At 64.2% G+C, this 12,364-nt stretch carries 9 protein-coding genes, 4 tRNA genes and 1 pseudogene; all 14 read right to left on the reverse strand.

All coding sequences use genetic code 11. The features are described 5' to 3' along the window. Positions 1-1,502, reverse strand: a pseudogene (locus VFY73_RS00345) (DNA-directed RNA polymerase subunit beta'); the annotation flags it as partial. A gap of 80 nt (positions 1,503-1,582) precedes the next feature. After that, positions 1,583-5,704, reverse strand: coding sequence for a DNA-directed RNA polymerase subunit beta (gene rpoB, locus VFY73_RS00350; protein ID WP_329715909.1), 4,122 nt, complete (start codon positions 5,702-5,704; stop codon positions 1,583-1,585). Positions 5,705-5,981: 277 nt separating this feature from the next. Next, positions 5,982-6,359 carry a 50S ribosomal protein L7/L12 gene (gene rplL / locus VFY73_RS00355; protein WP_329715910.1) on the reverse strand — a complete coding sequence of 126 codons (378 nt, stop codon included), beginning with the start codon at positions 6,357-6,359 and terminating at the stop codon, positions 5,982-5,984. Positions 6,360-6,415: 56 nt separating this feature from the next. Next, positions 6,416-6,943 (reverse strand): 50S ribosomal protein L10, encoded by a 528-nt coding sequence (gene rplJ, locus VFY73_RS00360; RefSeq protein ID WP_329715911.1) that lies wholly within the window; start codon positions 6,941-6,943, stop codon positions 6,416-6,418. 311 nt (positions 6,944-7,254) lie between these two features. Further along, positions 7,255-7,965: a 50S ribosomal protein L1 gene (gene rplA, locus VFY73_RS00365; RefSeq protein WP_329715912.1), complete on the reverse strand. Its 711-nt coding sequence runs from the start codon at positions 7,963-7,965 to the stop codon at positions 7,255-7,257. Beyond that, positions 7,965-8,396, reverse strand: a complete 432-nt coding sequence (gene rplK, locus VFY73_RS00370) for a 50S ribosomal protein L11 (RefSeq protein WP_329715913.1) — start codon at positions 8,394-8,396, stop codon at positions 7,965-7,967. The genes rplA and rplK overlap by 1 nt, the downstream gene beginning before the upstream one ends. Positions 8,397-8,556: 160 nt before the next feature. Then, on the reverse strand, positions 8,557-9,138 hold the full coding sequence (gene nusG / locus VFY73_RS00375; RefSeq protein WP_329715914.1) for a transcription termination/antitermination protein NusG: 582 nt from the start codon (positions 9,136-9,138) through the stop codon (positions 8,557-8,559). 29 nt (positions 9,139-9,167) lie between these two features. After that, on the reverse strand, positions 9,168-9,554 hold the full coding sequence (secE, locus tag VFY73_RS00380) for a preprotein translocase subunit SecE (RefSeq protein ID WP_329715915.1): 387 nt from the start codon (positions 9,552-9,554) through the stop codon (positions 9,168-9,170). Positions 9,555-9,789: 235 nt separating this feature from the next. Further along, a tRNA-Trp gene (locus VFY73_RS00385) sits at positions 9,790-9,865 on the reverse strand. Between the two features lie 34 nt (positions 9,866-9,899). Next, a complete protein-coding gene (gene tuf, locus VFY73_RS00390) occupies positions 9,900-11,090 on the reverse strand; it encodes an elongation factor Tu (protein WP_329715916.1) in 1,191 nt (396 codons plus the stop codon). A gap of 52 nt (positions 11,091-11,142) precedes the next feature. Further along, positions 11,143-11,217, reverse strand: a tRNA-Thr gene (locus VFY73_RS00395). A 91-nt stretch (positions 11,218-11,308) separates the two neighbouring features. After that, positions 11,309-11,382 (reverse strand) — tRNA-Gly (locus tag VFY73_RS00400). A gap of 86 nt (positions 11,383-11,468) precedes the next feature. Next, positions 11,469-11,554: transfer RNA gene (locus VFY73_RS00405), tRNA-Tyr, on the reverse strand. A 53-nt stretch (positions 11,555-11,607) separates the two neighbouring features. After that, the gene (locus tag VFY73_RS00410) at positions 11,608-12,363 is read right to left on the reverse strand and encodes a uracil-DNA glycosylase (protein WP_329715917.1); all 756 of its coding nucleotides are present in this window, start codon (positions 12,361-12,363) and stop codon (positions 11,608-11,610) included. Between the last annotated feature and the right edge of the window lies 1 nt (position 12,364).

Below are 12,364 nucleotides of genomic sequence, written 5' to 3' on the forward strand. Positions count from 1 at the left end.
GACGGCACGATCGACGGCTCGCCCGAGGCCGGGAAGAGCACGTTGTTCGAGGCCAGCATCAAGGTGCGGGCTTCCATCTGCGCTTCGATCGACAGCGGCACGTGGACAGCCATCTGGTCACCGTCGAAGTCGGCGTTGAACGCCGCGCAGACCAGCGGGTGCAGCTGGATCGCCTTGCCTTCGATCAGCACCGGCTCGAACGCCTGGATGCCCAGGCGGTGCAGCGTCGGCGCGCGGTTCAGCATGACCGGGTGTTCCTTGATGACTTCCTCAAGGATGTCCCAGACCACTGGTGTGCCCGATTCCACTTCCTTCTTTGCCGCCTTGATGGTGGTGGCGATGCCCATCGCCTCCAGGCGCGAGAAGATGAAGGGCTTGAACAGCTCCAGCGCCATCAGCTTGGGCAGGCCGCACTGGTGCAGCTTGAGCGTCGGGCCCACGGTGATGACCGAACGGCCCGAGTAGTCGACGCGCTTGCCCAGCAGGTTCTGGCGGAAACGGCCGCTCTTGCCCTTGATCATGTCGGCCAGCGACTTCAGCGCGCGCTTGTTCGCGCCGGTCATGGCCTTGCCGCGGCGGCCGTTGTCCAGCAGCGAGTCGACGGCCTCCTGCAGCATGCGCTTTTCGTTGCGCACGATGATTTCGGGGGCCTTCAGCTCCAGCAGACGGGCCAACCGGTTGTTCCGGTTGATGACGCGGCGGTACAGGTCGTTCAGGTCGGAGGTCGCGAAGCGGCCACCGTCCAGCGGCACCAGCGGGCGCAGGTCCGGCGGCAGCACCGGCAGCACGTCCATCACCATCCAGTGCGGCTTGATGCCCGACTTCTTGAAGGCCTCCATCACCTTCAGGCGCTTGGAGTTCTTCTTGACCTTCAGCTCCGAGCCGGTCATGTCGCCGCGCAGCTTCTCGATCTCGATGTCGAGGTCCATCTCCTCGAGCAGCTTCTTGATGCCCTCGGCACCCATCAGCGCGATGAACTCGTCACCGAATTCGGTGCGCTTGGCCTCGTAGTCGTCCTCGCTCATGATCGAGAACTTCTTCAGCGGCGTCATGCCCGGGTCGACGACCACGTAGGCTTCGAAGTACAGCACGCGCTCGATGTCGCGCAGCGTCATGTCGAGCACCAGGCCCAGGCGCGACGGCAGCGACTTCAGGAACCAGATGTGCGCGCACGGCGCGGCCAGGTCGATGTGGCCCATGCGCTCGCGGCGCACCTTGGTCTGGGTCACTTCGACGCCGCACTTCTCGCAGATCACACCGCGGTGCTTCAGGCGCTTGTACTTGCCGCACAGGCACTCGTAGTCCTTGATCGGACCGAAGATCTTGGCGCAGAACAGGCCATCACGTTCCGGCTTGAACGTCCGGTAGTTGATGGTTTCCGGCTTCTTCACCTCACCGAAGGACCACGACCGGATCTTCTCCGGAGACGCGAGGCCGATCTTGATGGCATCGAAATGCTCATCGGGGGTGAATTGCTTGAAAAGGTCCAGCAAGCCCTTCATGCATCTCTCCTAATAACTCGGTAACTATGTCGATACGGCGAACTTCACGGCAGGCCGCCCACGCGGGGCGACCGGGCCGATCAGTTCTTTTCCAACTCGATGTCGATACCGAGCGATCGAATTTCCTTGACCAGCACGTTGAACGACTCCGGCATGCCGGCGTCGATGGCGTGCTCGCCCTTGACGATGTTCTCGTACACCTTGGTGCGGCCGTTCACATCGTCGGACTTGACGGTCAGCATTTCCTGCAGCACGTAGCTCGCGCCATACGCTTCCAGGGCCCAGACTTCCATCTCACCGAAACGCTGACCACCGAACTGCGCCTTGCCGCCCAGCGGTTGCTGGGTGACGAGCGAGTACGGACCGGTCGAGCGGGCGTGCATCTTGTCGTCCACCAGGTGGTGCAGCTTCAGCACGTGCATGTAGCCCACGGTCACCGGACGCTCGAAAGCCTCGCCGGTGCGGCCGTCGTGCAGCGTGGCCTGGGTCCGCGTCGCGGTCAGGCCCTTGCGGGCGGCGATGTCGTCCGGGTAGGCCAGCCTCAGCATGCCGCGGATTTCTTCTTCCGCCGCACCGTCGAACACCGGCGTCGCGAAGGGCACGCCCTTCGACAATTCCTGAGCCATCTCGACCACTTCCTTGTCGGTCAAGTCACCCAGGCGTTCGGACTTGCCGCCGGACTTGTTGTAGAGCTCGTCCATGAACTTGCGCAGCTCGGCCACCGCCGATTGCTGCTGCAGCATGTCGCCCAGACGCTGGCCGATGCCCTTGCCGGCCCAGCCCAGGTGCACTTCGAGCACCTGCCCCACGTTCATGCGCGAAGGCACGCCCAGCGGGTTCAGCACGATGTCGCACGGCGTGCCATCGGCCATGTAGGGCATGTCTTCGATCGGGACGATCTTGGACACCACACCCTTGTTGCCGTGGCGGCCGGCCATCTTGTCGCCAGGCTGCAGGCGGCGCTTGACGGCCAGGTAGACCTTGACCATCTTCAGCACGCCGGCCTCGAGCTCGTCGCCCTGGGTCAGCTTCTTGCGCTTTTCTTCGAACGCAAGGTCGAAGCCGTGGCGGGTCTGCTCGAGCGAGTTCTTGATCGATTCGAGCTGGTTGGCCACTTCGTCTTCGGCCGGGCGCACGTCGAACCAGTGGTACTTGTCGATCGACGACAGGTAGGCCTTGTCGATCACGGTGCCCTTGGCGATCTTCTGCGGGCCGCCGTTGGCGACCTTGCCGTTCAGCAGCTTCTCGATCCGGTCGAAGGCGTCGGCCTCGACGATGCGCAGCTGGTCGTTCAGGTCCAGGCGGAAGCGCTTGAGCTCATCGTCGATGATCTGCTGGGCGCGCTTGTCGCGCTGGATGCCTTCACGGGTGAAGACCTGCACGTCGATGACGGTGCCCGAGGTGCCCTGGTCGACACGCAGCGAGGTGTCCTTCACGTCGGAGGCCTTCTCGCCGAAGATCGCGCGCAGCAGCTTTTCTTCCGGCGTCAGCGTCGTCTCGCCCTTGGGCGTGACCTTGCCGACCAGCACGTCGCCGGGGTTCACCTCGGCGCCGATATAGACGATGCCCGACTCGTCCAGGCGAGCCAGTTGCTGCTCGGACAGGTTCGGGATGTCGCGCGTGATTTCCTCGGCACCCAGCTTGGTGTCGCGCGCCTTGACCACGAGTTCCTCGATGTGGATCGAGGTGTAGCGGTCTTCGGCGACGACGCGTTCGCTGATCAGGATCGAGTCTTCGAAGTTGTAGCCGTTCCACGGCATGAACGCGACCAGCATGTTCTGGCCGAGCGCGAGCTCGCCCAGGTCGGTCGACGCACCGTCGGCCACCACGTCACCCGACGCCACCTTGTCGCCACGCTTGACGATGGCGCGCTGGTGGATGTTGGTGTTCTGGTTCGAACGCTGGTACTTGATCAGGTTGTAGATGTCGACGCCGACTTCGCCGGCGACGGTTTCGTCGTCGTTGACGCGGATCACCACGCGGTTGGTGTCGACATAGTCGACCACGCCGCCGCGGCGTGCCGTCACCACCGTGCCCGAGTCGACCGCGGCGACGCGCTCGACGCCGGTGCCGACCAGCGCCTTTTCGGGGCGCAGCGTCGGCACGGCCTGACGCTGCATGTTGGCGCCCATCAGCGCGCGGTTCGCATCGTCGTGCTCCAGGAACGGCACCAGCGAGGCCGCGACCGACACGATCTGCGTCGGCGCCACGTCCATGTACTGGATGCGTTCCGGCGAGGTCAGCACCGATTCGCCGTTCTCACGGGCCGACACCAGCTCGTCGATCAGCGCACCGTCGGCGCCCAGCGACGCGTTCGCCTGTGCGATGACGTACTTGCCTTCCTCGATCGCCGACAGGTAGTCGATCTGCATCGTCACCTTGCCGTCGGCCACGCGACGGTACGGCGTCTCGAGGAAGCCGTACTCGTTCAACTGCGCGTACAGCGCCAGCGAGTTGATCAGGCCGATGTTCGGGCCTTCCGGCGTTTCGATCGGGCAGACGCGGCCGTAGTGGGTCGGGTGCACGTCGCGCACTTCGAAGCCGGCACGCTCGCGGGTCAGACCACCCGGGCCCAGGGCCGAGACGCGACGCTTGTGCGTGATCTCGGACAGCGGGTTGGTCTGGTCCATGAACTGCGACAGCTGCGACGCACCGAAGAACTCCTTCAGCGCCGCAGAGATCGGCTTGGAGTTGATCAGGTCGTGCGGCATCAGCGCTTCGGTCTCGGCCTGGCCGAGGCGCTCCTTGACGGCCTTCTCGATACGAGCCAGGCCCGAGCGGTACTGGTTCTCGGCCAGTTCGCCGACGCAACGCACGCGGCGGTTGCCCAGGTGGTCGATGTCATCAACTTCGCCGCGGCCGTTGCGCAGCTCGACGAGGATCTTCACCACGTCGAGGATGTCCTCGTTGGACAGCGTCATCGGGCCTTCCGGCACGTCGCGGCCCACGCGGGCGTTGAACTTCATCCGGCCGACGCGCGACAGGTCGTAGGTGTCCGGGTTGTAGAACAGGCGGCCGAACAGCGCCTCGACGGCGTCTTCGGTCGGCGGCTCGCCGGGGCGCATCATGCGGTAGATCGCCACGCGCGCGGCCAACTGGTCGGCTGTCTCGTCCAGGCTCAGCGTCTGGCTGATGTAGGCGCCTTGGTCGAGTTCATTCGTGAACAGGCATGGCAGGTCCTTGATGCCAGCCGCGCGCAGCTTCTTCAGCAGCGCTTCGGTCAGCTCGTCGTTGGCCTTGGCGATGATCTCACCCGTGTCCGGGTCGACCATGTTGCGCGCGACGATGCGGCCGATCAGGAAGTCTTCCGGCACCGAGATATGGTTGGTGCCCGATTGCTCGAGCTGACGGGCGTGGCGCGCGGTGATGCGCTTGTCCTTCTCGACGACGACATTGCCCGACTTGTCGGTGATGTCGAAGCGGGCGACTTCGCCCTTCAGGCGCTCGGGCACGAACTCCAGCTGGGCGCCGGTGTCCATCAACCGGAACATGTCGTTGCTGAAGAAATGCGCGAGGATCGCTTCCGGGTTCAAGCCGATGGCCTTCAGCAGGATCGTCACCGGCATCTTGCGGCGGCGATCGACGCGGAAGTACAGCACGTCCTTCGGATCGAACTCGAAGTCCAGCCACGAGCCACGGTAGGGGATGATCCGGGCCGAGAACAGCAGCTTGCCCGACGAGTGCGTCTTGCCCTTGTCGTGCTCGAAAAACACGCCAGGCGAGCGGTGCAGCTGGCTGACGATGACACGCTCGGTGCCGTTGACGATGAACGAGCCGTAGTCGGTCATGAGCGGAACTTCGCCCATGTAGACCTCTTGCTCCTTGATCTCCTTGACGACCTTCGCCGGGTGCGATTCGCGGTCGTAGATGATCATCTGCAGCTTCGCGCGCACGGCGGCGGCGTAGGTCAGGCCACGCTGCTGGCACTCGCGCGTGTCGAACGCGGGGCGAGCAATGTTGAACTCGATGAACTTCATCTCCACGAACCCGTTGTGCGAAACAATCGGGAACGCGGACAGGAAGGCCGCTTGCAGCCCTTCGGGCTTGCGCTGTTGCGGCGGCACATCCTTTTGAAGGAAGGCGACATAGGATTCCCGCTGCATGGTCAGCAGATACGGGACGTTGAGAACGCTCTCACGCTTACCAAAGCTCTTGCGGATCCGCTTGCGCTCGGTATAGCTGTAGGGGGTTGCTTGCGCCATTGAAGACTCCGTGGTGAGGGTGCGCGCCGGCCGGTTGCACGCACCTCCTCGGGACGACTGGCTCTCGCAGGCCTTGCGCCTGAAAGCTTGGTGGCTGGCCACTACCAGCCGCTGGCGGACAACCCCGGCATTGCACCGGAGCCCGACCAAACCTGTTCTTCTGCAGTCGGATCAGAGAACACTGCCAAGCGTCAGGCCCGAAAGCCCCCGCTTGGCGCTGCTCTCCGGGGCACGGCCTCTTCTTTGCAGAGGGGCCATGCCACGAAGGGAAAGCGGCTTACTTCAGCTCGGCCTTGGCGCCGGCTTCGACCAGCTTCTTGACGGCGGCTTCGGCGTCGGCCTTGGCGATGGCTTCCTTGACGTTCTTCGGAGCGCCGTCGACCAGATCCTTGGCTTCCTTCAGGCCCAGGCCCGTCAGTTCGCGCACGGCCTTGATCACGCCGACCTTGTTCGCGCCGGCTTCCAGCAGCACGACGTTGAATTCGGTCTTCTCTTCAACGGCCGCAGCAGCAGCGCCGCCGCCACCTTGGGCCGGAGCGGCCATCGACGCGGCGGACACGCCGAACTTCTCTTCGATCGCCTTGACCAGGTCGTTCAGTTCCATGACGGACATGCTGTCCAGGGCGGTCAGGAAGGCGTCTTTATCGAATGCCATTTGAGTTACCTCGATGATTTCAGTGATTCAGTGATGTGGATGGAAGACGTGGCCGATCAGGCGGCAGCGGCTTCGGCGGGGGCAGCCGCTTCGGCGCCGCCACCCTTCTTCTCGGCCAGCGCGGCCAGCACGGCGGCGGTGCGCTGCACCGGCGACTTCAGCAAGCCAGCGATCTGCGACAGCAGCACTTCCTTGCTGGGAATCGCAGCCAGGGCCTTGACGCCATTGACGTCCAGGACCTTGCCGGCGTAGGCGCCAGCCTTGATGACCAGCTTGTCGTTGCTTTTGGCAAAGTCGGCGATGACTTTGGCCGCGGCGACGGCGTCTTCGGAAAAGCCGTAGATCAGCGGGCCGACCATGCTCTCCGACGCGACCTCGAACGGCGTGCCGGCAACGGCGCGACGGGCCAGGGTGTTCTTCAGCACGTGAAGGTACACACCCTTGGACCGCGCATCGACGCGCAGCTTGTTCAAGTTCTCGACGGTGAGGCCACGGTACTCGGCCATCGCCAGGGTCTGGGACTTGGCAGCTTGCGCCGACACGCCCTCGATCACGGCCGCCTTCTCGTTGCGGTTGAGACTCAAGGTCTACTCCTCACAGTGACGTGCCGAACAGGCCGAACGGCCCACCCGGCACAACGGGTTGCAGCGACCTTGCCGATTCCGAACGATGCTCCATGCACAACACACAAAACCTCTTTCGTCACGGCGGGGACGCCATCTGCGCTGGCGAAGACCGGAATCCTCATTAAGACGCCTCGACCGAAGTCGCGGCATCGCCAGCGGTCTTGGATGGCCCGCCGCTCGCTCCCGTGGGAGCGGGCGGCAGCCCACCAATTCATCGGGCTTGTCGGCGCGTCAAGACAATCGCGCCAGCCCTTTGTTCAATGTCCGGCTCAGGCGGCGGCGGGTGCCAGCGTCACCGAAGCGATTTCGACACGAGCGCCGATGCCCATCGTCGACGAAACAGCGACCTTGCGCAGGTAGATGCCCTTGCTCGACGCCGGCTTGTGCTTGTTCAGCGCTTCCAGCAGAGCGGCAAGGTTGCCGATCAGCTTGGCGTCGTCGAACGAGCGGCGACCGATCGTGCCGTGGATGATGCCGGCCTTGTCGACGCGGAACTGCACCTGGCCGGCCTTGGCGTTCTTCACCGCGGTAGCCACATCGGGCGTCACGGTGCCGACCTTCGGGTTCGGCATCAGGCCGCGCGGGCCCAGGATCTGGCCCAGCGTACCAACCACGCGCATCGTGTCCGGCGAAGCGATCACGACGTCGAAGTTGATGTTGCCGGCCTTGACCTGTTCGGCCAGGTCTTCCATGCCGACCACGTCGGCGCCGGCGGCTTTGGCTTCTTCAGCCTTGGCGCCTTGGGCGAACACGGCCACGCGCTTGGTCTTGCCGGTGCCGTTGGGCAGCACGACGGCGCCACGAACGACCTGGTCCGACTTCTTCGCATCGATGCCCAATTGCACGGCCACGTCGATGGATTCATCGAACTTGGCGGTGGCGCAGCTCTTGACGAGCGTCAGCGCGTCGGCGATCGGGTACAGCTTCAGGCTGTCGACCTTGCCCTGCAGGGCTTTGGCTTTCTTGGTCAGCTTGGCCATCACACGCCCTCCACGATCACGCCCATCGAACGGGCGGAACCGGCAATGATCTTCACCGCGCCATCGAGGTCAGCGGCGTTCAGGTCCTTCATCTTGGCCTTGGCGATGTCTTCCAGCTGAGCGCGGGTGATCTTGCCGACCTTGTTCAGGTGCGCCTTGTCCGAGCCCTTGCCCAGACCGATGGCCTTCTTGATCAGCACGGTCGCCGGCGGCGACTTCATGATGAAGGTGAAGGACTTGTCGGCGTAGGCCGTGATCACCACCGGCAGCATCAGGCCGGGTTCCATCCCTTGAGTCTGCGCGTTGAACGACTTGCAGAACTCCATGATGTTCAGGCCACGCTGACCCAGCGCGGGGCCGATCGGGGGCGACGGGTTGGCCTTGCCGGCCGGGACTTGCAGCTTGATAAAGCCGACGATTTTCTTTGCCATGATGGCTCCTCGAGTTCCAACGCTTCAGCAGGACATGCCCGCCTCGGCTCCTCGTCAAACGACCCGCTGTTGAAGCCTGCAAGCGCCGGGTCGGACACGCTTGCGGCGGAAACCTTCTGCCGTCAGGCCCGTAGGGCCTTCCGGCGAGAGGTGCGGTTCATCACACCTTCTCGACCTGCGAGAAATCCAGCTCGACCGGCGTCGCGCGGCCGAAGATGGTGACCGACACGCGGACCTTGGACTTCTCGTAGTTGACTTCCTCGATCGCGCCATTGAAATCGGTGAACGGACCTTCCTTGACCCGCACCAGTTCGCCGACCACCCACTCGACCTTGGGCCGGGGCTTCTCGATGCCTTCTTGCATCTGGTTGACGATCTTCATCACCTCGGCTTCCGAGATCGGGGCCGGGCGATTGCGCGCGCCGCCGACGAAGCCGGTGACCTTGCTGGTGTGCTTGACCAGGTGCCAGGTCTCGTCGTCCATCAGCATCTCGACCAGCACGTAGCCGGGGAAGAAGCGCCGCTCGGTGACGGCCTTTTTGCCGTTCTTCAGCTCGACGACTTCTTCGGTCGGCACCAGGATGCGACCGAACTTGGCCTGCATGCCGGCGCGGTCGATGCGCTCGCGCAGATTGCGCTCGACGGCCTTTTCCATGCCGGAGTAGGCGTGCACGACATACCAGCGCAGGCCGCTCGGGGCGGCGGCGCCGGTGTTCGCATCGGTGGCGGCGTGTTCGCTCATGCTTTTGTGACCCTCGTTCAGTTCGGCGTTCAGCGCTTCCAGCCCAGGATCAGGTCGTACAGCACCCATTCCAGGGTCTTGTCGGTGACCCACAGGAACAGCGCCATCACGACGACGAAGGCAAACACGTAGCCGGTCATCTGCCCGGCTTCCTTGCGGGTCGGCCAGACGACCTTCTTGACCTCGCGAACCGACTCGCGGCCGTAGGCGATCAGCTGGCGCCCGCTTTCGGAGCTGAAGTACACGCCCACCGCGGCACCGAGGCCGATCAGCAGCACGACCACGCGCAGCCACATGTCCTTCTGACCCAGCAGGTAGAAGGCCACCAGCGAGCCGATGAGCAGCGCCGCCGCGGCCGCCAGCTTGGCCTTGTCGGCCCCGGTAGTCACGGTTTGCACTTGAGGTTGGGTGGACATTGCTTTCACTTCGAACAGATCCGTTTATGGGCCCTGGGTTCACCCCGCGGCAAACGGGCCACCTTGGCACCGTTGATCGCGGCAGCCCCATCAGCAGCAAAGCCCGCTTAGGCGGTGGATCGCCTGCGGGCTGGCTTTTGGGGCCGGTTGCGTTGCGCCTTGACTTCGTGTTCTTGGCGCTTCGCTTGCAGTGTCAAACCGCGGTGATCGCCTCGTCAGGCATTCACACCGGGCTTGGCAGGGGCAGTAGGAATCGAACCTACAACCTTCGGTTTTGGAGACCGACGCTCTGCCAATTGAGCTATACCCCTCGGGCCTTTCCTTGAGTTCGTTGGCGTTGCTGACTTATTCGATGATCTTGGCCACGACGCCGGCGCCGACGGTGCGGCCACCTTCACGGATGGCGAAGCGCAGGCCTTCTTCCATCGCGATCGGGGCGATCAGCTTGACGGTGATGCTGACGTTGTCGCCCGGCATGACCATTTCCTTGTCCTTCGGCAGCTCGACCGCGCCGGTCACGTCCGTCGTGCGGAAGTAGAACTGCGGGCGGTAGTTGTTGAAGAACGGCGTGTGGCGGCCGCCTTCTTCCTTCGACAGAACATACACCTCGGCGGTGAAGTGCGTGTGCGGCTTGATCGAGCCCGGCTTGCACAGCACCTGGCCGCGCTCGACGTCTTCACGCTTGGTGCCGCGCAGCAGGATGCCCACGTTGTCGCCGGCCTGGCCCTGGTCCAGCAGCTTGCGGAACATTTCCACGCCGGTACAGGTGGTCTTCTGGGTCGCCTTGATGCCGACGATTTCGATTTCTTCGCCGACCTTGACCACGCCGCGCTCGATACGACCGGTCACGACGGTGCCGCGGCCGGAGATCGAGAACACGTCTTCGACGGGCATCAGGAAGGTGCCGTCGATGGCACGCTCAGGCGTCGGGATGTAGCTGTCCAGCGCATCGGCCAAGCGCATGATGGCTTGCTCGCCCAGGTCGCCCTTGTCGCCTTCCATCGCCAGCTTGGCCGAACCCTTGATGATCGGGGTGTCGTCGCCGGGGAAGTCGTACTTCGACAGCAGCTCGCGCACTTCCATTTCGACGAGCTCGAGCAGCTCGGCGTCGTCGACCATGTCGCACTTGTTCAGGAAGACGATGATGTAGGGCACGCCAACCTGGCGGGCCAGCAGGATGTGCTCGCGGGTCTGCGGCATCGGGCCGTCAGCGGCCGAGCACACCAGGATCGCGCCGTCCATCTGGGCAGCGCCGGTGATCATGTTCTTGACGTAGTCGGCGTGGCCCGGGCAGTCCACGTGCGCGTAGTGGCGGTTGGCCGTTTCGTACTCGACGTGCGCAGTGTTGATCGTGATGCCGCGTGCCTTTTCTTCCGGCGCCGCATCGATCTGGTCGTAGGCCTTGGCTTCACCGCCGAACTTGGTCGACAGCACCGTCGTGATCGCCGCCGTCAGCGTCGTCTTGCCATGGTCCACGTGACCAATCGTGCCCACGTTCACGTGCGGCTTGGTCCGTTCAAACTTGCCCTTTGCCATCTTGCGCTCCTGAGGCGTTCGAAATCAAAAACTGACTACACCGGTGAGGTGGTGGTGCCCATGGCGCGGATCGAACGCGCGACCTCTCCCTTACCAAGGGAGTGCTCTACCACTGAGCCACATGGGCATCGACACAGGATTGGGCGCATCGAACATCCACCCAGGCCTGTGGCGACATCACCGCCACTCAACCGTTGCCAACCTGAAGCCTTCTTCACTGGAGCGGGAGACGGGAATCGAACCCGCGTCATTAGCTTGGAAGGCTAAGGTTCTACCATTGAACTACTCCCGCCCGGCACGCCTGCCCAAGCCCATTCGCCTGGGTCAGCAACCGTCCGAGCCATCATCCAGGACTCGTTCTTCAAATTAGGTTCGCTGTGGTGGAGGAGGCTGGATTCGAACCAGCGTAGGCGTAAGCCAACAGATTTACAGTCTGCCCCCTTTAGCCACTCGGGCACCCCTCCGCAGCGAGCCTGAGAGTATAGCACGCTTCATGTGACGCGCGCGAGTCGCCCTTTCAGCTCGATTGGGCCGCGCCGTCAGCGCTTGACGCCAGCCAGTCGACTTCTATGCCTGCAGAGCGCAACGCACCCCAATGCCCACAACCGATGAAGGGCTGCGGCGGCCGGCGGGCGGACAGCGGCGACGGGTGGTTGGCACACAACAGCAGATGCCGGCCCGGCGCGACCCGTTCGATCAAGGGCGCCTTGGCCTGGGCATGGGCGCCCCACAACAGAAACGCCACCCGGCGCGGCTGCCGCGCCACCGCCTCGATCAAGGCGTCGGTCAACGCCTCCCAGCCGCGCTTGGCATGGCTGGCGGGCTGACCGTCCTCGACGGTCAGGCTGGTATTCAGCAGCAGCACGCCTTGACGGGCCCAATGGCCGAGGTGACCGTCGCGTGGCAAGGCATCGCCAAACTCCCGCTGCAGCTCGACGAAGATGTTGCGCAGGCTGGGCGGCAGCTTGACGCCCGGAGGGACCGAGAATGCCAAACCCTCGGCCTGGCCGGGGCCGTGGTACGGATCCTGCCCCAGGATCACGACACGCACGGAAGCCAACGGCGTCAGCGCCAGGGCCCGCAACGGGTCGGCCGGGTAGATCGTGGCACCGGTTTGTCGACGCTGCTCGACATGGGCGATCAGCGCGTGACCCGCCTGGCTGGCGCGCCAGACGTCGACCACCGGCCGCCAGTCGGCCGGAGCCTCGTCCAGCAACGCCGGCAGCGGGGTGCGCAGCCGGTTGTCTGCCGCGGCGGCGTCGAACAGGCCCATA

Source organism: Ideonella sp. (assembly GCF_036277275.1).
GTDB lineage: Bacteria > Pseudomonadota > Gammaproteobacteria > Burkholderiales > Burkholderiaceae_C > Ideonella.